Origin of the sequence: Actinomadura terrae (assembly GCF_022751215.1) — a bacterium.
GTDB lineage: Bacteria > Actinomycetota > Actinomycetes > Streptosporangiales > Streptosporangiaceae > Spirillospora > Spirillospora terrae.
This window is the reverse complement of sequence record NZ_JAICDG010000004.1, coordinates 179,064-200,511: the sequence shown is the minus strand read 5'-3', so window position 1 is coordinate 200,511 and position 21,448 is coordinate 179,064. Positions and strand designations below refer to the sequence as shown.

19 protein-coding genes are annotated in these 21,448 nt (G+C 73.2%); 8 read left to right on the top strand and 11 right to left on the bottom strand.

The window, feature by feature from the left end:
* Positions 1-51: 51 nt before the first annotated feature.
* Complete coding sequence (locus K2F47_RS25565) at positions 52-309, bottom strand: hypothetical protein (RefSeq protein WP_242907783.1); 258 nt, start codon at positions 307-309, stop codon at positions 52-54.
* A 300-nt stretch (positions 310-609) separates the two neighbouring features.
* Positions 610-1,842, bottom strand: coding sequence for an MFS transporter (locus tag K2F47_RS25560; RefSeq protein ID WP_242907781.1), 1,233 nt, complete (start codon positions 1,840-1,842; stop codon positions 610-612).
* Positions 1,843-1,937: 95 nt separating this feature from the next.
* Between K2F47_RS25560 and K2F47_RS25555 the strand changes: the two genes are divergently transcribed.
* Complete coding sequence (locus tag K2F47_RS25555; protein WP_242907779.1) at positions 1,938-2,891, top strand: LysR family transcriptional regulator; 954 nt, start codon at positions 1,938-1,940, stop codon at positions 2,889-2,891.
* Positions 2,892-2,934: 43 nt separating this feature from the next.
* On the opposite strand, the gene K2F47_RS25550 is transcribed toward K2F47_RS25555, so the two are convergent.
* Positions 2,935-3,432 (bottom strand): pyridoxamine 5'-phosphate oxidase family protein, encoded by a 498-nt coding sequence (locus K2F47_RS25550; RefSeq protein WP_242907777.1) that lies wholly within the window; start codon positions 3,430-3,432, stop codon positions 2,935-2,937.
* A gap of 16 nt (positions 3,433-3,448) precedes the next feature.
* Positions 3,449-4,888, bottom strand: coding sequence for an MFS transporter (locus K2F47_RS25545; RefSeq protein ID WP_242907775.1), 1,440 nt, complete (start codon positions 4,886-4,888; stop codon positions 3,449-3,451).
* Between the two features lie 108 nt (positions 4,889-4,996).
* On the opposite strand from K2F47_RS25545, the gene K2F47_RS25540 reads away from it, so the two are divergent.
* Positions 4,997-5,491, top strand: a complete 495-nt coding sequence (locus K2F47_RS25540; RefSeq protein WP_242907773.1) for a winged helix-turn-helix transcriptional regulator — start codon at positions 4,997-4,999, stop codon at positions 5,489-5,491.
* A 27-nt stretch (positions 5,492-5,518) separates the two neighbouring features.
* On the top strand, positions 5,519-6,115 hold the full coding sequence (locus K2F47_RS25535) for an ASCH domain-containing protein (protein ID WP_242907771.1): 597 nt from the start codon (positions 5,519-5,521) through the stop codon (positions 6,113-6,115).
* 31 nt (positions 6,116-6,146) lie between these two features.
* Here the strand turns inward: K2F47_RS25535 and K2F47_RS25530 are convergent, their stop codons facing one another.
* The 4 genes from K2F47_RS25530 to K2F47_RS25515 all read right to left on the bottom strand — a co-directional run bounded on the left by K2F47_RS25530 (position 6,147) and on the right by K2F47_RS25515 (position 11,570).
* Positions 6,147-7,592, bottom strand: a complete 1,446-nt coding sequence (locus K2F47_RS25530) for an aminobutyraldehyde dehydrogenase (RefSeq protein ID WP_242907769.1) — start codon at positions 7,590-7,592, stop codon at positions 6,147-6,149.
* Positions 7,589-8,563 (bottom strand): agmatinase, encoded by a 975-nt coding sequence (gene speB, locus K2F47_RS25525; protein ID WP_242907767.1) that lies wholly within the window; start codon positions 8,561-8,563, stop codon positions 7,589-7,591. The genes K2F47_RS25530 and speB overlap by 4 nt, the downstream gene beginning before the upstream one ends.
* The gene (locus K2F47_RS25520; RefSeq protein WP_242907766.1) at positions 8,560-9,891 is read right to left on the bottom strand and encodes a flavin monoamine oxidase family protein; all 1,332 of its coding nucleotides are present in this window, start codon (positions 9,889-9,891) and stop codon (positions 8,560-8,562) included. The genes speB and K2F47_RS25520 overlap by 4 nt, the downstream gene beginning before the upstream one ends.
* A gap of 149 nt (positions 9,892-10,040) precedes the next feature.
* Positions 10,041-11,570 (bottom strand): PucR family transcriptional regulator, encoded by a 1,530-nt coding sequence (locus K2F47_RS25515; protein WP_242907765.1) that lies wholly within the window; start codon positions 11,568-11,570, stop codon positions 10,041-10,043.
* A 147-nt stretch (positions 11,571-11,717) separates the two neighbouring features.
* Here K2F47_RS25515 and K2F47_RS25510 point away from each other — a divergent pair, with 147 nt between their 5' ends.
* The gene (locus K2F47_RS25510) at positions 11,718-13,229 is read left to right on the top strand and encodes an APC family permease (protein ID WP_242907764.1); all 1,512 of its coding nucleotides are present in this window, start codon (positions 11,718-11,720) and stop codon (positions 13,227-13,229) included.
* A complete protein-coding gene (locus K2F47_RS25505) occupies positions 13,226-14,830 on the top strand; it encodes an amidohydrolase (protein ID WP_242907763.1) in 1,605 nt (534 codons plus the stop codon). Before K2F47_RS25510 ends, K2F47_RS25505 begins: the two co-directional genes overlap by 4 nt.
* Positions 14,831-14,871: 41 nt before the next feature.
* Here the strand turns inward: K2F47_RS25505 and K2F47_RS25500 are convergent, their stop codons facing one another.
* The 3 genes from K2F47_RS25500 to K2F47_RS25490 are packed head-to-tail and all read right to left on the bottom strand — an operon-like array spanning position 14,872 to position 17,470.
* Positions 14,872-16,146 carry a hydroxymethylglutaryl-CoA lyase-like TIM-barrel protein gene (locus K2F47_RS25500; RefSeq protein ID WP_242907762.1) on the bottom strand — a complete coding sequence of 425 codons (1,275 nt, stop codon included), beginning with the start codon at positions 16,144-16,146 and terminating at the stop codon, positions 14,872-14,874.
* A 13-nt stretch (positions 16,147-16,159) separates the two neighbouring features.
* A complete protein-coding gene (locus K2F47_RS25495) occupies positions 16,160-17,137 on the bottom strand; it encodes an LLM class flavin-dependent oxidoreductase (protein ID WP_242907761.1) in 978 nt (325 codons plus the stop codon).
* 21 nt (positions 17,138-17,158) lie between these two features.
* Complete coding sequence (locus tag K2F47_RS25490) at positions 17,159-17,470, bottom strand: RedY/HapK family protein (RefSeq protein WP_242907760.1); 312 nt, start codon at positions 17,468-17,470, stop codon at positions 17,159-17,161.
* A gap of 847 nt (positions 17,471-18,317) precedes the next feature.
* On the opposite strand from K2F47_RS25490, the gene K2F47_RS25485 reads away from it, so the two are divergent.
* From K2F47_RS25485 to K2F47_RS25475, 3 genes are read left to right on the top strand one after another with little or no spacing between them, the layout of a single operon-like run.
* Positions 18,318-19,220, top strand: coding sequence for a metallophosphoesterase family protein (locus K2F47_RS25485; protein ID WP_242907759.1), 903 nt, complete (start codon positions 18,318-18,320; stop codon positions 19,218-19,220).
* A gap of 53 nt (positions 19,221-19,273) precedes the next feature.
* Positions 19,274-20,500, top strand: coding sequence for an MFS transporter (locus K2F47_RS25480; protein WP_242907758.1), 1,227 nt, complete (start codon positions 19,274-19,276; stop codon positions 20,498-20,500).
* On the top strand, positions 20,497-21,447 hold the full coding sequence (locus K2F47_RS25475; protein WP_242907757.1) for a beta-propeller domain-containing protein: 951 nt from the start codon (positions 20,497-20,499) through the stop codon (positions 21,445-21,447). The genes K2F47_RS25480 and K2F47_RS25475 overlap by 4 nt, the downstream gene beginning before the upstream one ends.
* Position 21,448: the final 1 nt, after the last annotated feature.

The following is a 21,448-nucleotide window of genomic DNA, read 5'->3' as shown; positions in this document are numbered from 1 at the left end:
CGAGCCCCGGGCTCAGCCGGTCCGGTGATGGCCCATCGCTGCGTCCGGTGCCTAGGCGGTGGGGAGGGTGATCCGCCAGGTCGCGTTCGGGCAGATGGGAGGACCGTTGCCGACGGTACGCCCGTCGCCTGCCTGCGCGAGGTAGGTGTCGGGGGCACAGGAGGACGGCGCGGGAAGTCGAACGATCTCCCCGGGCCAGATGCGGGTGGACCGCCGGTCGGCCGTCCCGGTCCCGTACTCGCGCCAAACCCACACGGAGACGGGGCTGTCGTTGATGGCGATGATGACGCTGGGTCCTTCGGCGGGCACGCAGCATGCGGACGCCGTCAATGACAGCAGGGCCGCTGGAGCGAGCCGGGTAAGGCGATCGACCGTCATTGTGCCGGGGGTGGCGATACGGCGCCGGGGAGTAGGACACCCACGAGCAGCGCGGCCGCCATGGCCGCCGCGCAGCCTTTGAGACCGCGTAAGAGCCTTCCATTCATTGGTGCGAGTGTAGAGGGCGCGCTTGAGCAATACAGGCCTGCTCTCCCGCACATGTCCGCTGGGGCGCAGGCGGCGCCGGATCGGGTTGCAACGCCTATCGGAAAGGCGGGCCGATGCGGTCGCTCAGCTGGTGTGATGGGCGGGGGTGGGGGTCGTTGTGGGCTGGGGCTCGGGGGTCGGGCCGGGGCCTATGGGGGCTACTAGGAGTGCGGTCAGGGCGAGGGCGGCGGTGCTCCACAGCAGCGGCACGATGCCCGCGCTCTCGACGATCAGGCCGCCGGCGAAGGCGCCCAGGGCGATGGACGCGGTGAACACCCCGACGTACAGGCCGGTGACGTGCTCGACGCGGTCCGGGGCGGCGGTGGTCATCCACAGTTGCGCGCCGACCGAGAGCCCGCCGTAGGCCACGCCCCACAGGGCGATCGCCAGGCCGGCGACGAGTGCCGTGGTGCCGAACAGGGCCAGGGTCGTGATCGCCACCGTGACGCCGGAGGCCAGGACCAGCACCGTCGGGCGGGGCCTGCGTCCGGCGGCAGCTCCGGCGGCGAAGTTGCCGACCAGCCCGAACACCCCGTAGAGCAGCAGCGACAGGGCGATCGTGTTCGCCGACATGTGCGGAAGCTCTTCGAGCGCGGGACGGACGTAGGTGTACGCGGCGAAGTGCGCGGTGACCAGCAGCGCCACCACGGTCAGCCCGGAGATCACCGCCGGCCGCGCCAGCGAGCGCCGCCCTCCGCCGTCGGCCTCGCCGGTCGCCGCCGGGCGGCGCAGCTTCGGCAGCACAAGCCCGAGGGCCGGGACGAGGACCATCGACAGGGCCGCGAGCGTGCCGAAGGCCGTCCGCCACCCGAAGGCGTTGCCCACGAAGGTGCCCAGCGGGACGCCGAGGACGGAGGCCGAAGCCACCCCGCTGACGGCGAAGGAGACCGCCAGGGCGATGTCGCGCGGAGCGACCAGCCGGGTCGCCACCGCCGAGGCCATGCCCCACACGGTCCCCATGCCGATGCCGAGGACGATCCGGGAGACCACCAGCATCCCGAACCCGCCGGCGACCGCGGTCAGCGCGTTGCCTGCGGCGAGCACCGCCATCGCCGCCGCCAGCACCACCCGGCGGTCCAGGTCCCCCAGCAGGCGCGGCACCAGCGGGGCGGTCACCGCCGAGACCAGACCGGTGATCGTCAAGCTGGTGCCCATCGTTCCCGAGGAGACGCCCAGCCCGTCCGCCATGGGGGTGAGCACCCCGACCGGGAGCATCTCGGAGGTCACCACCAGGAACGTGCTCAGCGTCAGCACGCCCACGGCGACCCACTGAGGCAGGGACGTCCGCTCGCCACGGACCGAATCGGAAGAACTCATGCCCCCAGCCCATCGCCTCCGACGTGCTGGAACAACAGCGATCTCCTCATCGATCGATCAGCAGGGCTCATCGATCATCGCTTACACTCGGTGACATGACCACCGGGCTCCCCTCGATGCACCAGGCGCACCTGCAACAGATCGAGTGCCTGATCGTCCTGGCCGAGGAACTGCATTTCGGGCGTACCGCCGAACGGCTCGGCTACTCGCAGTCGAGGGTCAGCCAGCTCATCGCCACCCTGGAGGCGCGGGTCGGGGCGCGGCTGGTCGCCCGCACCAGCCGCCGGGTGTCGCTGACGCGGGTCGGGGCGCAGTTCGTCAAGGAGGTCCGCCCCGCCTACCGGAACCTGCTGCGGACCTTCGACCGCGCGCGGGAACGGGCGATGCGCGGCGCCGTGGAAGAGCTGCGGATCGGGTTCACCGGCATGGTCTACGAAGAGATCACCTCCATTTTCCGCGCGCTGCACGACCGGCACGGGGTGGCCGTGCACACCCACGATCTTCCGCTGGGCTCACCGTTCACCCCCCTCCTCGATGGGGAAGTGGACGCGGTCATCGCGGAGCTGCCGGTGCACGAGCCCGAGCTGACCGTCGGATTCCGGTTCCCGGCCCAGGACCAGTTCGTCGTCCTCAGCACGGAGCACGCGCTGGCCGACCGGGACGCCGTCGACCTGGAGGAGCTGGCCGAACTCGATCTGCTGCACCGCACCGGCGACGCCCCCGGCTACTGGATGGCGGCCCGGACCCCGCCGGTCACACCGTCCGGGACGCCGATCCTGTCCACCGCCGGTATCACCACCGTCCAGCAGGGTCTGGCCCTCGCCGCCTCCGGCCGCCACGCCATGCTCGCCTGCCGCCCGCTGGCCGAGCACCACACCCGCACCGACCTGCGCTACCTGCCGGTCCGCGGCCTGGAGGCCAGCAGCCAACTCGGCTTGGTCTGGCGCACCGACCACACCACCCCGGCGCTGACCGCCCTGGCCGAGCTTCTCGAAGAGGCCAGCCGGTCCGAGGGGAATCCCGCCCAGCATGCGGCGCTCAGCACATGACGTCGCCATTGCGCTGTGCGATTGACATTGCGGCCGTGACCGTTCAACGGCCCCCCGGCGGGTCAGGGGCGCGCCAGATTCTGCTGTGCAGGTCGGTCCCTCTGATCACCTGGACGCGCCAGGGCTCCAACCGCAGAACGTGCAGTTCCGGGTCAGCGGGCCCACCGCGCCAGAAGTTGCCCAGGTCGTATCCGGCTCCCTTCGGGCTCGTCCGTTCGTACAGGTCCCACACGTGCTGCTTGGTGGCCGGGTCATCGACCCAGGTGGCGACGGCGTCGACGCTGACCGCGTTCTGCTTCGGCGTCCAGTAGGAGAACGTGGTGTGCGGGTTGCCCGCCAGGTGGGCGGCCTTGACCGGCGTCCTGTAGGTGGCCAGCCAGCCCAGGGGAGCGCCGTCGACCGTCTCCCAGACCGGGATCAGCACCCGTGCGCGAGGCCGCCCCTTGGGGTCGACGGTGGTCATGGTCGCGTACACGATGTCGCCTATGTAGGTGTCGAACTGCTGTCTGATCTCGGCGAACGACGCCACTTGATCGGTCATGCCGTCTTCTCCCTTCTCAGGCCGCGGCCGCGCTGGGTTCGACCGGGGTGGACGCGTCCGGCGGCGTGCCGCCCGGTGTGGCGGGGGTGCGGAGGCCGAACGCGATGACGATCGCGCCGATCGCGACCGCCGCCACGGGCACGATCAGTGCGGTGCGCAGGGCGTCCAGGCCCGAACCGGCGGCGACGCTGACGGCGGTGACCGTCGAGAGCCCGAGCGCCATGCCGAACTGGATGGAGGTGTAGAGCAGGCCGCCCGCCAGTCCGTGTTCGTCTTCGGCGACGCCCTCGGTGGCGGCCATGGTCAGCGGCCCGTACGTCAGGGCGAAGGCCAGCCCGAGCAGGATCAGCGTCGGGAGCATGGCGGCGTAGGTCCAGTCCAGGCCGACGGGCAGGAACAGCGCGTACGCGATCACGGCGAGCACGATGCCGCCGAACAGCACGCGGGTGTTGCCGAAGCGGCCCACCAGGCGCGGCGTCAGGACGGGCGCGAGGACGGTGTCGATGCCCATCACCAGCAGGGCCAGGCCGGTCTGCATCGTGCTCCAGCCGCGCAACTCCTGGAAGTACAGCGTGGCGAGGAACTGGAAGCCCGCGAACGCGGCCAGGAACAGGAGCGCGGCCACGTTCACGCGTACCAGCGACGCCGTCCGCAGGATTCCGAGCCGCAACAGCGGGGACGAGGACCGCCGCTCGACCGCGGTGAACAGCCACAGCAGCGCCAGGCCCGCCGCGAACACGCCGGCGGTCAGGGCGGGGCCGTCGCCCGCGTGCTCCAGCCGGACCACCCCGTACACCAGCAGCAGCATCGCGCCGGTCCCGGCGAAGGTCCCCGCCAGGTCGAAGCCTCCGGCGGGGCGTTCGACGCGGGTCTCGCGGACGAACGCCAGGGCCGCCGCCAGGATCAGCGCCGACAGGATGACCGGCGCGAAGAACACCCAGCGCCAGCCGAGCGAGGCGAGCGCGCCGCCCGCGACCACGCCGAGCGAGTACCCGCCCGCCGCCGTCCCCGCGTACACCCCGAGCGCCCTGGTGCGCGCCGGGCCCTCCGGGAAGCTGGAGGTGACCAGCGCCAGCCCGGCGGGCGCCATGAACGCGGCCGCGACACCGGTGACGAACCGGGCGACCAGCAGCATCCAGCCCTCGGTGGCGAACCCGCCGAGCCCGGAGAAGACCAGGAAGACCGCCAGCCACAGGACGAACATCCGGCGGTGGCCGAGCAGGTCGGCGGCGCGTCCGCCGAGCAGCATGAACCCGCCGTAGCCCAGCACGTAGGCGCTGACGACGCCGCTGAGCATTCCGGTGGACAGGCCCAGGTCGGCGCGGATCGACGGCAGCGCCACGTTGAGCATCGCCACGTCGATCCCCTCCAGGAAGATCGCGCCGCACAGCACCAGCAGCAGACCCCACGAACGCTTCGCCGGGCGGGACGTCCCGCCGGCGGTTCCATCGGACATCGGTGCCGTCTCCCTCGCGTCGCGGGAACCGGAGCCTCGGGACGGTTCCCCAGGTGACCGCCGGTTCCCTCTTGTAAGTGACAGCATCGTCGGGCACCATCGGTGAGCATGGAAGACGGCACTCTCAAGTCCCTCGGTTACTGCGCGGATACCGCTCTGGACGGCGACGTCCACCAGTGGGACCAGCGCGCGGACTGCGAGGTGCGGCAGATCCTCGACCGCATCGCCGACAAGTGGTCGCTGCTGGTGATCGCGCTGCTGGACAAGGGCAGCCTGCGCTTCACCGAACTGCGCCGCGCGATCGACGGCGTCAGCCAGCGGATGCTGACCCGCACCCTGCGCCATCTGGAACGCGACGGCCTGGTCAGCCGGACGGTGCACCCGACCGTCCCGCCGCGCGTGGACTACGCGCTGACGCCGATGGGCGCGACCCTGCACGCGACCGTCCGCAGCCTGGTCGTCTGGACGGAGGAGCACCAGAACTCCATCGCCGCCGCCCGCGCCGCCTACGACCGCCGCACCGCCGCGGAGCAGGAGGCCGCCGAACGCGACGCCGCCGAGCGCGACGCGATCGCCCGCGCCGTCCTTTCCCCCAGGCCCTAGTCGCACGGACGTCATCACCCAGGAGGAATGTTGCTGTTCAGGCGGGAGGTCCTGGAGGGGATCGCGGGCGGACGGATCGACCGGGTGTTCCGGGTGTGGGCCGTGCCCCGGGTCCGCGCGGGCAGCACCCAGCGCACCTGGGCGGGGATCGTCGTCATCGACTCGGTCACGCCCGTCACCCCCGAGGAGATCACCGAGGAGGACGCGCACCGGTCAGGCTTCCAAGACCGCGCGGCGCTGCTCACCGCCCTGTCCAAGAGCACCAAGGAGGGCGGATACCACCGCGTCATGCTCCACCTGGGCGGTCCCGACCCCCGGTCCGAGCTGGCCGAGGACGCCGACCTGACCGAGCGGGAGCTGGCCGACCTCAAGGCCGCCCTGGACGCCGTCGACGCCCGCAGCCGCCGCGCCCCCTGGACCCGCGAGGTCCTCCGCCTCATCGAGGAGCACCCCGGTCTGCGCGCCCAGGAGCTGGCCGAACGAGCGGGCCGCGACAAACTCCCCTTCAAGGCCGACGTCCGCCGCCTCAAATCCCTCGGCCTCACCGACAGCCTGGAGACCGGTTACCGCATCTCCCCGCGCGGCAAGGCCCTCATGGCCTACCTGCGGGCCCTGGCCGAGTGACCGGGGCGGCGCCAGGTGGCCGCGCCGGAGGTCAGTGCTTGTGCATGACGTGCTTGACGCGGGTGTAGTCCTCCAGGCTGTAGTGCGAGAGGTCCTTGCCGTAGCCGGAGTGCTTGAAGCCGCCGTGGGGCATCTCCGGGACGAGCACCATGTGGGTGTTGATCCACACGCAGCCGAAGTCCAGGCGGGCGGCCGCGCGCATGGACCGTCCGTGGTCGGCCGTCCAGACGCTGGAGGCGAGGGCGTGGTCGACGCCGCACGCCAGCCGGAGGGCCTCGGCCTCGTCGGTGAACGGCTGGACGGTCAGCAGCGGCGCGAAGTTCTCCTCGCGCACGACGGCGTCCTGCTGGGTCACTCCGGTGACGACGGTGGGGGCGAGGAAGTAGCCGCGGTCGCCGACCCTCCGCCCGCCGGCGGCGACGGTGGCGTGTGCGGGGAGTTCGTCCAGCGTTCTCAACACGCGGGCGAACTGGTCGGCGTTGTTGAGCGGGCCGTAGTCGGCGTCGCGGTCGGCGGGCGGACCGGTGCGGACGGCGGCGACGCGTTCCAGCAGGCGGGCGGTGAACTCGTCGTGGACGTCGCGCTGGACGAGGACGCGTGCGACGGCCGTGCAGTCCTGCCCGGCGTTGAAGTATCCGGCGCCGACGACGCCGTCGACGGCGTCGTCGAGGTCGGCGTCGGCGAACACGAGGGCGGGGGCGTTGCCGCCGAGTTCGAGGTGGGTGCGGGCCACGCGTTCGGCGGCGGTGCGGGCGACCTCGACGCCGGCCCTCGTCGAACCGGTGATGGACACCATCGCGGCGGCCGGATGCGCGACGACCAGCCGGCCGGTGCCGCGGTCGCCGCAGACGACGTTGAGGACGCCGGCCGGGAGGCACTCCGCGGCGAGTTCGCCGAACATGGCGGTGGTGACGGGCGTGGTGTCCCCGGGCTTGAGCACCACGGTATTGCCCGCCGCCAGGGCGGGCGCGAGCTTCCAGACGGCCATCAGCAGGGGGTAGTTCCAGGGGGCGACCTGGCCGATGACGCCGACCGGCTCGCGCCGCACATAGGACGTGTGGCCGGGGGTGTACTCGGCCGCGGCGAGACCCGGCAGCAGCCGCGCGGCTCCGGCGAAGAAGCGCAGGCAGTCCGCGGCGGCGAACACCTCGTCGGTGCGGGTGGCGGCGATCGGTTTGCCGGTGTTGCGGCATTCGGCGGCGACGAACGCGTCGGCTCGCCGCTCCAGCAGTTCGGCGCAGTGCAGCAGGGCGCGCTGGCGCTGCCCGGGGGACGCGTGACTCCAGGCGTCGAACGCGTTCACGGCCGCGGTGTAGGCGGCGTCGACGTCCTGTCCGCCGGAGAGCGGGGCGCTTCCGAACACCTCGCCGGTGCAGGGGTCGACCAGGTCGGAGACGCGTCCGTCGGCGGCCAGGCGGGGCGTGCCGCCGATGACGTTGCGCACGGTGTCGAAGCGCACGGCCTCGAAGGCGGTCATCGGTCCGCTCCCTGGAAGAGGGCCAGCAGGTCGTAGACGACGTGGGCCGCCGCGATCCCGGTGATCTCGGCGTGGTCGTAGGCGGGGGCGACCTCCACGACGTCGGCTCCCACCAGGTTGAGGCCGGCGAGGCCGCGCAGGACTTCGAGCAGTTCGCGGCTGGAGAGGCCGCCCGCCTCCGGTGTCCCGGTGCCGGGCGCGTGCGCGGGGTCGAGCACGTCGATGTCGATCGAGACGTACACGGGCCGGTTCCCCAGCCGGGCGCGGACGCGTTCGATGACGGTGTCCAGCGGCTGCCGCGCGAAGTCGCGGGCGTGGACGGCGGTGAACCCGAGCCGCTCGCTCTCCTCCAGGTCCAGCCGCGAGTACAGCGGGCCGCGGATGCCCACGTGCGTCGAGTGGGACAGGTCGATCAGCCCCTCCTCGCTGGCGCGGCGGAACGGCGTGCCGTGCGTGTACGGGGCGCCGAAATAGGTGTCCCAGGTGTCCAGGTGCGCGTCGAAGTGCAGCACGGCGATCGGGCCGTGGCGCTCGTGCTGGACGCGCAGCAGCGGCAGGGCGATGGTGTGGTCGCCGCCGATCGTGATCAGGCGGCGCCGGGTGCCCGCCAGCGAGCGCGCGGCGTCCTCGATCGCGGTGATCGCGGCGGTCAGGTCGAACGGGTCGACCCCGACGTCCCCGGCGTCGGCGACCTGGCTCACCGCGAACGGTTCGACGTCCAGGGCGGGGTGGTAGGGGCGCAGCAGCCGGGAGCTCTGCCGGACGTGGCCGGGGCCGAACCGGGCCCCCGGACGGTAGCTGACCCCCGAGTCGAACGGGACGCCCCAGACCAGCACCTCGGCGTCGGGGACGTCGGTGAGCCTGGGCAGCCGCGCGAACGTGGAGTCGCCCGCGTAGCGGGGGACGCGCGTCGCGTCCACCGGACCGACGGGCGGGGTCTTCGGGGCCGGGGCCTTTGGGGACGAGGTCACAGCAGCTCCAGGAGTTCCGCGGCGGCGCGCCGTCCGCTGTCGACGGCACCGTCGATGAAGCCGGGCCAGCGGTGCGCGGTGTGCGCCCCGGCGAAGTGCACCAGACCCTCCGGTGTCGCCAGGTGGCGCTCGTACTTGGTGATCTGTCCCGCTCGGAACGTGGTCCAGGTGCCCCGGGACCACGGGTCGCCGACCCAGTCGTGCGTGGCGGTGGCGATGACCTCGGCGTCCGGCGCGTACTCCCGGACGGCCCGTTGCACCGCCCGCACGTCCTCGCCGTCGACCGCGTCGTGTTCGGGGGCGAAGCAGACCAGCACGACCCCTCGGGGGTGCGTGCGCATCGCCCCGACGTAGTCGAAGACCGTGCCCCAGCCGTAACCGCTCAGGTCCTCGGGCACGCCGCGGGCCAGGGCCCACACCTTCTGCCCCTGCCCGGCGTGGTTCTCCTTGGAGATCGCCAGTTTCGCGGGGGCCAGCGCGGGCTCGAAGGCGATGTCCTGGAGGACGCCGAGCGGCACGGTGACCAGGACGCGCCGCGCGCTGACCGAGCCGCCGTCATACGTCACGACGACGTGGTCGGCGCTCTGGCGTACGGACCGTACCGGGGAGGACAGTCTGATGTCCGCGCCGCCGTCGTCGGCCAGGGCGCGGGCCAGGGACGCGGTGCCGTCGTCGAAGGTCTGGCCGAGCACGCTCGCCTTGACCATGCCCCAGAGGGAGTTGTCCATCGCGGCCAGCCAGCGCAGCACGTCGAGGGCGGACCCGGTGTCGGCCGAGGCGTTCCCGCAGCCGCAGAACCAGGAGATCAGCAGCTCGCGGGCGTTGCCCTCAAGCCCGGCCTCGTCCGCCCAGCGGCGGATCGGCACGTCGAGATCGGCCAGCCCCTGCGCGGACAGCGGGCGGTCCACATCGAGCCGGGCGCCCGCGGCGAGCAGGGCGCGGACGGCGTGCTCCAACCGGTCGAGTTCGGCGGGCGGGACCGGCAGCAGCGAGTCCAGCACCGTGCCGCGGTCGGACCAGGTCATCCGGCTCGGCAGTGCGCTGTCGCTGATCGCGATCCCGTAGCGCCGCACCTCGGCGGACACGAACGTCTGCTGCGGCACGATCCACGTCCCGCCCATTTCGAGGCCGTGTCCGTCGGGCAGTCCGTCGGGCAGTCCGTCGAGCGGTCCGTCGAACAGGTCGGTGCGGTACCAGGTGCGGCCCCCGATCCGGTCGCGCGCCTCCACGACGCACACCCGCCTGCCCGCCGCCCCGAGGTCCCGGGCGGCCGTCAGGCCCGCGAAACCGGCGCCGACGATCACGACATCGACCTGCGGTTGCTTCATGATTGAGAGATCTCCAGGTGGGACGCATGATCGCACCGCTGGACGGCGGCGCGTCCGCTCACGCTAGGTGGCCGCGTCCGGCCGGTCGATAGCGGAGATGTCCAACCTTCGGAACACCGCTTGGACGCCGTGTCCAGGGGTGGCGCCGGTCAGCGGCGTGGGGGCGTCGTGTGCGCGAGCGCTTCCCTGGCTTCGAGCGCGAGCCAGAGTTCGTGCCGGGCGGCCGCCGAGGCGAGCGCCTTCCCGGTGAGCCTCTCCACCCGGTCGATGCGGTTGCGCACCGTGTGCCGGTGCACGCCGAGCCGCTCGGCGGCGGCGTCCCAGACCCCGTTGGCGTCCAGCCACACCCGCAGCGTCGCGAGGATCTCGCCGCGCGGATCGGCGGCGTCGATCGGGGCGAGCGCCGCGTCGGCGAACGCGGCCAGCAGGTCCGGCGGGCCGAGCGTGAGCAGCAGTCGTCCCACGCCGTCCTCGGTGGCCTCGGCGGGACGGCCGAGCCGCGCGCTCGCGGCGATCAGCGAACGCGCCTGGCGCAGCGTGATCGCGGCGGTGCCGGGGCGCAGGGCCGACCCGATCCCGGCGGGCCGTCCGGACGCGAACCGCGCCAGCACCGCGGCGACGTCGACGCCGTCGACCAGCAGTGCCTCGACAACGTCGCCGGCGAACCGGACGAGGCCGCCGGGCAGCGCGAGGGACAGGTCGGCCGCGAGCTCCTCCGCCTCGCCGGGCGGGGTCTGGACGGCCAGGCCGCGCAGCCGTCCCGTCGAGACCTCCAGCGCGGCGAGCAGCCGCTCGGCGGCCTCGTCGGACATCCCGCCCGACGTCAGCCTGCCCATGGCCGCGGTCCGCGCCCGCCGGTGCGGCTCGCGCGCCAGGTGCCGGCGCTCCAGTTCGATGGTCAGCACGGAGAGCAGGGCGGCGTCGATCAGCCGGTCCCCGGACCGGCCACCTCCGGTGGGTCCGGCCAGCAGGAGATGACCGCGCAGCCGGCGGGCGCCGATCGGCCGCACCCCGACCGTGAGGTCCGCGTCGTCGACGACCGCGCTGCCGCGCAACCCCTGCGCGGAGACCTCCGCGAGGACCGCGCGGGTGGCGTCGAGGAGGCGCCCGGGGCCGTCGGGGTCGGCGCCGACGGCGGCCAGCCGGCGGCCGAGGGCGTCGGTCACCACCGCCGTCCGCCCGGTGGTGTCCAGCCACACCTTGAGGATGGCGTCGAGGCCGGCGCCCGAGGCGGCGGCGACGGTGAGCCCGCGCTGCACGTCCACGGTGTGCTCCAGGGCGAGCCGCTCCTCGGCGGCCCGCGCCGCGAACACCGCCTTGGTGACGGCGATGAAAGGTACCTGGTCAGGTACGGTGAGCAGCGGCAGGCCGGCCTCCCGCGCCGCCTCGACGAGGGTCGCGGGCGCCTCCCGGTGGGGCTGCCCGTGGCCGAGGCCCAGCGCCAGCGCGGCGGCGCCGCCCCCGACCACGTCCGCGACGAACGCGCGGCAGGAGTCCCGGTCGACCGGCAGTACCAGGCCCGTCGTCATGAGCAGCTCGCCGCCCTGGAGCCACTCGCCCGGCCGCCCGAGCTCGGACACGTGCGCCGCCTCGATCACCCGCTGCCGCCCGTCCGCCCCGGCGACGAGGGCCAGATGGAGTTCGGGGACGGCGAGCAGATCTTCCACGGTGAGCGGCATGGACAAAGTGTCCAGCATCACAGTGGCATGTTCGACACCGGGTCGATCGACCAGGTCGGAGCGCGTCACCTACTGTCGCCGCACTGGTCCGCCGGTGCGACGCGCCGTCCGGCCCGCGGCACGCGAGAACGGTATGGAGGACGTGCCATGATCGAGAACCAAGCCACCGTCCCGGGCGCGGACGGCGCGGACGACGACGAGCGCCTGCGGGAACTCGGCTACGAGCCGCGGCTCAGCAGGCGGCTCGGGATATTCGGCTCCCTCGCCATGGGCTTCGCGACGATCTCGCCGGTGGTGGGCCTGTACGCGGTGGTCGCGGTCGGGACCGTGGTGGCGGGCCCCGCGTGGGTGTGGACGCTGCCCCTCTGCCTGGCGGGCCAGTGCCTGGTGTCGACCGTCTACTCCGAACTGGCGTCGGAGTTCCCGATCGCGGGCGGCCCCTACCAGTGGACCCGCAGGCTCGTCGGGCCGTCCTACGCCTGGCTGACCGGGTGGGTGTCGCTGTGCGGCTACCTGGCCGCGAACACCACCATCGCCTACCTGTCCACACCGTGGCTCCTCGGCCTCTTCGAGATCACCCCGACGCCGCGCCTCCAGGTGGCGGTCGCCGCCGCGTTCATCCTCGCGTGCTCGCTGGTGAACGTGCTGGGCATCGACGTGCTGCGCCGCGTCCTGAACGTCGGCATCGCCGCCGAGGCGATCGCCTCGGCCGGGGTCGGCGTGGCGCTGCTGCTGGCCTTCCGGGCCCAGCCCTGGTCGCTGCTCACCGACACCATGGGCGCCGAGGCGGGTTCGGGCGGGTCGATCTTCGCGGCGGTCCTCGCGGCCCTGGCCGTCGGCGGATGGGCGTTCATCGGCTTCGACGCCACGACGACGTCCTCGGAGGAGACCCGCGACGCGGCCCGCCACATCCCGCGCGCTCTCTGGTGGGCGCTGCTCAGCGTCGGCGGACTGGTGATCCTCAACGCGTTCGCGACGACCCTCGCCCACCCCGACCCCGCGAAGGTGGTGGCGGGCGAGGACGCCGACCCGGTGACCACGGCGGTCCTGACCGCCTTTGGCGGCTGGTCGTCCAAGCCGTTCATCTGCGTCGTCATCGTGGCCTTCGTCGCCTGCGGGCTCGCCGCGCAGGGCACCAGCGCCCGCTCCGTGTACTCCGTCGCCCGCGACGGGGTGCTTCCGGCCTCGCGCCTCCTGCGATCGGTCAACCGCAGGCACGCGCCGATCGGCGGGACGGCGGCCGTGACCGTCGCCGGATGGGCGGGGCTGCTGCTCGCCCTCGACAGCTCCGCCATCGGCAGCCTGATCACGTTCGGCACCGCCGGGCTCTACCTCGTCTTCCTGCTGGTCGCGCTGGCCGCGCTGTTCGCCCGCGTCCGCGGCACCTGGACGCCCGCCGGGCACATCCGGCTCGGGACGGCCGGCACCGTCGTCAACGCGCTCGCCGTCGTCTGGCTGGCCTTCCAGTTCGTCAACATCGCCTGGCCGCGCGCCGTCCTGGCGCCGCCGGGGGCGCCGTGGTACCAGATCTGGGCCGCGTCGGTGCTCTCGGCCGGAGTGCTGGTCGTCGGCGCGGTCTACCTCGTCCTCGCCCGTCCCCAGGACAAGGTCCGCGCCGCCGGCTCCTTCGCCGTCCGCACCGAGGAGGCCCAGCCGTGACCGCGGCCGGACTCGTCATCCGCGACGCCACCGTCCACACCCTCGACGCCGAGCGGCCGAGGGCCACCGCCCTGGCCGTCCGGGACGGTCTGATCGTCGCGGTCGGCGACGCCCGCGACGTGCGCCCCCACATCGGGCCGCGCACGGAGGTCATCGACGGCCGGGGGCTGACCGTCACGCCCGGACTCGTCGACTCCCACCAGCACCCGCTGATGGGCGTGGCCGGCGACCGGGGCGTGGACGCCGCAGGAGTGACCACCCTGACCGGGCTGCGCGACCTGCTCCGCGAGGCCGCCGAGAAGCTCCCCCCGGACGCGTGGGTCGTCGTCAACGGGGTCGAGTACAGTGCCCTCCCGCCGCAGGCCACGCACCGGCGCCTGATCGACGACGCCGTGGCCGGACGGCCCGCCTTCCTCTGGTTCGCCGACGCCCACAACGCGCTGATGAGCGGCGAGGGGCTGCGGCGGGCCGGCATCACCGGCCCCGTCGACTTCGGCGACCGGTCCGAGATCGTGGTCGACGGCGACGGCGTGCCCACGGGCGCGCTCCACGAGCTGTCCGCCGCGCTGCTCGGCTACAACGCGGTCCCGCCACCGGACACCGGCGAACTCGCCGCCGGCGCGGCCCGGCTCTTCCAGGCCCAGGCCGCGGCCGGGATCACCGGCGTCCACATGCTCGACCTGTGGCCCGGCACCCCGCGGATCCTCGACACCCTCGACGACCAGGGGCGGCTGCCGCTCCGCGTGCTGCTCGCGCCCTGGGCCCTGCCCGCCGGCCTCGACGACACCCTGGACACCGTCCGCGAGCTGAGCCACCGCGACCCGGGCCGCCGCTGGCGCACCGGTGCCGTCAAGTTCTTCCTGGACGGCACCATCGACGGCGGCTCGGCCTGGCTGCACCGGCCGGACTGCCACGGCGAGAGCGCCCATCCGGTGTGGAACGATCCGCGGCGGTACGACGACGCCGTCCGCCGCGTGGTCGAGCTTGGCCTGCCCTGCTTCACCCACGCCATCGGCGACCGCGCCGTCACCCACGCCCTCGACGCCTACCGGAGCGCGGGCACACCCCACCGGGGACGCCACCGGATCGAGCACGCCGAGATCGTCGCCGACGCCGACATCGCCCGTTTCGCCGGGCTCGACGTCGCCGCGTCCATGCAGCCCACGCACCTGGACTGGACCCTGCCCGACCACACCGACAACTGGTCGCACCGGCTCGGACCGGAACGCTGCGAACAGGGCTGGCGCTGCGCCGACATCGTCCGCGCCGGTGGCCGGGTCGCCCTCGGCTCCGACTGGCCCCTGGCCACCTACGACCCGCGCACGGTCATGGCGGGCGCGATCCTGCGCAGACCGGCCGGCCGGCGCGACCGGGCCCCGGTGGGCGCGGACCAGGCGCTCACCCCTTTCCAGGCCCTCGCCGGATATACCGCCTGGGCCGCCTACGGAGCGGGCGAGGAGCATCGCGCGGGCCGCGTCCGCGAGAACTTCCGCGCCGACCTCACGCTGTTCGCGGGCGACCCGCTGACCACCTCCCCCGACGACCTCCCCGACCTCCCGGTCGCGATGACGATCGTCGGCGGCCGCATCGCGCACTCGTGAGCGGCCGCCGCTCCCGCCCTGGCGGCCAGCTCGGCGCTGGGTCAGGTCGGGAGGACCGAGCGGGCGATGGCGCGGATCTCCTGGTCGGTGAGCAGCCGTCCCAGCGCGTCGAGTTCCGCGCGGCACCGCTCCAGGACGGCGGGCACCAGCGCCGGGTCCGCGTCGATGCCGAGACGGCGCAGGGTCGCCGCGGTCGTCCGCGGGCCGCTCTGCGGGGTCAGCGGCACCCGCCGCCGGTTGCCGAACAGGGCGGGCTCGACGCAGTTGTGCAGCAGCGGATCGACCTCGTGCTCCACGGTGACCCAGTCGCCGCCGCCCCAGCAGAACGCGTCCCGGCCGGTGATCGGCTGGTTCGGCGCCGGCAGGTGGCCGGTCAGCTCCGCGCCCGCCCGCGCCAGTTCGGTCAGCAGGTCGAGCCGGAGGCCCGTGCGCACCCCGTACAGCGCCTCGAAGGCGGCCGCGGTCGCGGCGAGGTCGGCGTTGCCCGGTCCGCCGCAGTACCCGTTCACCGACGACTCCACCACGGACGCGCCGGCCCGCGCCGCGGCCACCGCGCACGCGACCCCGAGTCCGAAGGTGTTGTGCGGGTGGACGCCGACCTCCAGGTCCGGCGCGGCGGACCCGGTCGCGTGGACGAGCCGTCCGAACGCCTCGGGCCCGACCGCGCCCGGCCCGTCGAACAGGGCGATCTCGTCGGCGCCCGCGCGGGCCATGGCCGACGCGGTCTCGGCGAGCGCCTCCTCGCTCAGGTAGGACACCATCGTGAACGCCGCGGTGACCCGTAGCCCCTGGGCGCGCGCGTGCTCCACCACCGCGATCGCCCGTCCGACGACGTCCTCCCTGGACGCGGGACGAAGCGGGTCGTAGATCCCGGTCGCCGGGCCGAAACCGGGCACGGACACCTGCACGGCGTCGAACCCGATGTCCCGCGCGAGGTCGACGCCGTCCAGGGTGGACACGAACGGGCAGGTCACCGTGCACTCCGGCTGCTCCTGCCTGATCACCGCCAGGTCGGCCCGGAGCGCATCGGGGTCGGAGCCCGGCCCCGAGGTCACGATCTCCGGCACGCCCGAGCGGGCCAGCAGGCGCAGGAACGCGGTCTTCGCCTCGCGGGTCACCACCACGCCGGGCATCGACTCGATCGCGCGGATCGACATGTCGCGCAACCGGACGCTTTCGGGCAGCGTGCCGGTCACCGCCGGGTCGCGGTTCCCCGGAGCCACCGACCAGCGGCCCGGCGCGTAGGCGCCCGCCGTCCTCGACCGGTCGATGTCCCCGCGGAACCGTTCGATCTGCGCCTCGGTCAGATCGTCCATGCCGCCTCGGCCGTCATGGGCGGGGTGCCCCGGTCAGGGCGGGGACCAGCTCGCCGATCGCCTCCAGCTGGGCCAGCCGGTCGTACATCGGGTAGAGGATCAGCTCGTCCGCCCCGGCGTCGAACAGCTCGCCCAACCGCTGCGCGCAGTGGTCGACCGTGCCGAAGACGGCGACCCGCTCGGTCATGTCGGCCGCGTTGTAGACCGGGTTCCCGCCGTACGCCTTCTCGAACTCGGGGATCAGGCGCTGCCGGGCGACGTCCTCGGAGTCCTCGACCGCGATGTACACGCTCTTGGAGATCGTGAAGGTCGCCGGGTCGCGCCCCTCCTCGTCCAGCGCCTGCTGGACGATCGCCAGCTGCTTCAGGAAGTCGTCGGTCGCGGCGGGCCCGGCGCCGGTCCACCCGTCGGCGATGCGGACGGCGCGCCGCAGCGCCGGCTCGGCCCGGGCGCCGATCCAGATGGGCGGGCCGGGCTGCTGGACCGGGTCCGGTTGCGACCGGATGCCCGAGAACGAGTACAGCTCGCCGTCGTAGGCGGCCTCGTCCTGGCTCCACAGGGCCCGCATCACGTCGATGCCCTCGATCAGCCGGCGGACCGGCCGATCGGTCTGGATGCCCAGCGCGGCGAGGGTCGGCCGGTGGTAGTCGAGGCCGACGCCGAGCCCGACCGTGAGCCGGCCGCGGGAGAGCTGGTCGATGGTGGCCAGCTCGCGGGCCTGGACGGCCGGGTTCCGCCGCCCGGAGTACAGCACGCCGATGCCGAGCCGCAGCCGCTCGGTGGCCGCCGCCAGGTACGACAGCACGTGCAGGCCGTCGAGCGAGAAGTTGTCGGCGCTCAGCGAGTCCTGCGTCCAGATCCCGGTGAACCCGAGGCGCTCCGCGCTCTGGGCGAACGGCACCAGCATGTCCGGGGTGCTCGGCGCCCCGACCGCCAGCCGGGGCGCGCGCGGCGCGGCCCGGTCGGCGGCGGACCCCGCGTCGTCAGTCACGGCTACCATGTCCCACCCTCGCTATTCGATCTCGCTGCCGAACACGGTGACGGCCGACTCCCGGTCGGCCATCCTGCGGAAACCGGCCACGACCTCGGCCATCTCCGGCGTGGTCAGGCACTGCTCCCAGGCCTCCCACGACTCGACCTCGATGTCCTCGACGATGTCCCACGGGGACGCGCCGCCGCGCGAGCCGCCGAGCTGGAGCACGCGGAACCGGTGCACGCAGGGCTGCTGCCGGGTGATCGCCTGGTCGACGGTCCTGGACCACTCGACGTACTCCTCGGCCGTCACTCCGGGCTTCAGCTTGTACAGGCAGTAGACCTTCTGCACTCGTGCTCTCCATTCACTCGGCGGCCGGGTCGCCCATGTGGGCGTGATGTGCCTATTAGGAGCGTTTTGAGTATGTGGACCCTGTGTTGTGGTTGTCAACAGTTGAGTACTCCCAGGGCGGCGCGGCCGCGGCCGGGGCGGAGTCCGCGGCCCTGTTTTCCGTGGTGGAGACGGTGATCGGGATCGGTGCCGTCCGGCCGTGGCGCCGGGCTTGCGGGGCCGTCCGTCGATGCCGGGGGGCGACTGCGTGCCGGGCTGGGATCGGCGTATCGCGGCCCTGCGCGCGGTCGTCCGTGTGCCGGACCGGCTTGGCGGGACGGCGCGGACGCCGCGCGCCGCGTCCGATGACGGCGTCCTGGGAAGAGCCGTCAATCATGGCGTTGACCTGCGAATTCGCCATGTTGTCGTGACCTCCTCCCTGGGCGCCGCCGCCCGGTTCGCCGACCTGCCGATCGGTTCTCGGTGACCTGAGGGGATCGTCGCACATCCTCGGCGTCCGCTGGGGCGGCCGATCCGATCACTGTCTCCCCGGTGAGACACTTTCGCGAATCCAAGTGTTGACACTGACAACAGCTGAGGCGGGTCGCGCTCGCCCGCGCGGCGGGAAGCCGCGGAAATGGTTCATTCCGCAACCGGAAAAGCCTCCCGGGAATGATGCTTTTAGAATTTCCGGTTCGGGTCTTATGTAACGGCGAGGGCGGCCCAATCGCTGACTCCCACTTTTTACGGATCTTTATAATCCGCCGTCATTCATCCGATGGATGGCGTCCGCTCGCCAAAGCACCCCCCAGACGTGTAATGGCGAAATTACGGTCCGGAGTGCCCAATTCCCCGCAAAGGAGTAGACATGAGACCCAGCAGAAGCGCGGTCGCGGTCCTCACGGGCGTCCTCGGCGCCACCGCCATCGCGGCGTTCACGCTGCCCGGCGGCGCGGCCTCGGCGGCGGCCGACCCGGTCCTCGTCGGCGCCGGCGACATCAGCAACTCCGGCAGCGGCGACACCGCGACGGCGGCGCTGCTCGACACCATCAGCGGGACGGTCTTCACCGCCGGCGACAACGTCTACGACAGCGGCACGACCAGCGAGTTCAACACCTACTACAACCCCACGTGGGGACGGCACAAGGCGCGCACCAAGCCCTCGCCCGGCAACCACGACTACAACACGCCCGGCGCCACCGGCTACTACGGGTACTTCGGCGCCGCCGCGGGCGACCCGTCCAAGGGCTACTACTCCTACGACCTCGGCACCAACTGGCACGTCGTCGCGCTCAACTCCAACTGCGGGTCGATCAGCGGCGGCTGCGCGGCGGGCGGCGCGCAGGAGCGGTGGCTGCGGGCCGACCTCGCCGCCAACCCCAAGCCGTGCACGATCGCCTACTGGCACCACCCGCGCTGGACGTCCGGCGCCAACCACGCCCCCGACACCGCGGTCGCCCCGCTGGTGCAGGCGCTCTACGACAACAACGCCGACGTCATCGTCACCGGCCACAACCACCAGTACGAGCGGTTCGCGCCGATGAACCCGAGCGGCGCCGCCGACTCCGCGCGCGGCATCCGCGAGTTCGTCGCCGGAATGGGCGGGGCGAGCCACTACTCGTTCGGCACCATCCAGCCGAACAGCCAGGCCCGCAACAGCGACACCTACGGCGTCCTCAAACTGACGCTGCACGCCGGAAGCTACGACTGGCAGTTCGTCCCGCAGTCCGGAAAGACCTACTCCGACAGCGGCACCACCAACTGTCACTGACATCCAGGGTTCCGGCGCGGCGGGGGCGCGCCGGGCCCGCCCAAGGAGCCGGCGTGTACCTTTCCACCCTCACCCGTCCGGCCGAGGGACGCCATGGCGCGGGCCCGGTCGCCGCGAACGTGGTCGCCCTCGGCGCGGTCAGCCTGATCACGGACGTCTCCGCCGAGATGGTCACCGCGATCCTGCCCCTCTACCTGGTGATCGGTCTCCAGTTCAGCCCGGCGGCCTACGGCGCGATCGACGGGCTCTACACCGGGGCGACCGTCCTGCTCCGCCTGGTGGGCGGGTACGCGGCCGACCTCGTCGACCGGCGCAAGCCGGTGGCGCTGCTCGGGTACGGCGCGTCCGCCGCCGCGAAGCTCGGGCTGCTCGCCGCCGCGGGCTCCGGCGTGGGGATCGGCCTCGCCCTCACCGCGGACCGCGCGGGCAAGGGCCTGCGCACCGCGCCCCGGGACGCCCTCATCACGCTCTGCACCCCGCCCGACCGGCTCGGCCGCGCGTTCGGCGTCCACCGGGCGATGGACGCCGCCGGGGCGTTCGCCGGTCCGCTCGTCGCGCTCGCCGTCCTCGCCGCCGCCCCCGGGTCCTATGACTCGGTCATCATGACGAGCTTCTGCGTCGCGCTGCTCGGCGTCATGGTGCTCGTGCTGTTCGTCCGCGACACGCCCGGGCCGAAACCGCCGCGCGAGGCGCTGCGCTGGCGGGAGCTGCTGCGCGGGCCCGCCGCCCGGCGGCTGGTGCCCGCCTCGTTCCTGCTCGGGCTGGCCACGATCGGGGACGGCTTCACCTACCTCCTGGTCGCCGAGCGCGCGGACCTCGCGCTCGGCTGGTTCCCGCTGCTCGCGGTCGCCACCAGCGGCGTCTACCTGCTGCTCGCCGCGCCCGCCGGGATGCTCGCCGACCGCGCCGGACGGCTGCCGGTCGTGCTCGGCGGCTACCTGGCGCTCACCGCGACCTACCTGCTGCTCGGCTTCGCGTCCGGCGGCGGGCTCTGGCTCGTCGGCGCGACCGTCGTCCTGCACGGGACGTTCTACGCCGCGACCGACGGCGGCCTGATGGCGCTCGTCGGGCCGCTGCTCCCGGCCGGCCTCCGGACGACCGGGATCGCGCTGGTGCAGAGCGGGCAGGCGCTGGCCTACCTGTTCTCGTCGGTGCTGTTCGGGGCGGCGTGGCAGGTGTGGGGCACGCGTCCGGCGCTGCTGGCCGCCGCGGCCGTCAGCGTCATCGCCCTCGCCGGGACCTTCGCCGTTCTCCGTCCGTCAGAAAGGGCCGTCTCTTGAACGCGCGCTCCCGCATCGTCGTTCTGACGCTCTCGACCGTGCTGCTCGCCGCCGTGGCCGTCGCGTACACGGTGTCGCACGGCGCGAAGCCCGCGCCCGCCGAGAGCCGGACCTCCGCCGACGGACGGCGATTGCAGTTCCTCACCAACGGCCGGCTGTCCTATACGTCCACGCCGGGATCGCGGCGGGTGACCTCGGTGGGGTGCGACCGCGCCTACGCCGCCGCCGGGACGGTCGCCTGCCTGCGCCCGGTCGGGGCGCTGAGCGCGGGCGCGCTGGTCGTGATGGACGCCGGGCTGCGGCAGCGGCGCCGCGTCCCGCTCACCGGGTTCCCCAACCGGCTGCGGGTGTCGGCGTCCGGGCGGATGGTCGCCTGGACGCTCTTCATCGACGGTCACAGCTACGCGACCACGGGGTTCTCCACGCGGGCGGGCATCCTCGACATGCGCACCGGGCGCCTCGTCCAATCCCTGGAGGAGTTCGCGATCATCAAGGACGGTGCCCCCTACCGGAACCGGGACGTCAACTTCTGGGGCATCACGTTCGCCGCCGACGACAACCGGTTCTACGCGACGCTGTCCACGGGCGGCGTGCGCCACCTCGTCCAGGGCGACTTCGCGGCCCGGACGGTCCGGACGCTCGCGCCCAACGTCGAGTGCCCGTCCCTGTCGCCGGACGGCACCCGCCTGGCCTTCAAGTCCGCCATCGGCGGCAACCCGAAACGGGGCTGGCGGCTGTCGACACTCGACCTCGCCACAGCGAAGCGGACGCCGCTCGCCGAGCCCCGCAGCGTCGACGACCAGCCCGTCTGGCTGGACGACCACACCGTCGGCTACACGCTCCAGCTCAGCGACGGCACGAACCAGACGTGGGCCGTCCCGGCGTCCGGCGCGGGCGGGCCGCGGCTCCTGCTCGACAACGCGAGCTCGGTCTCGCCGACCCCGTGAC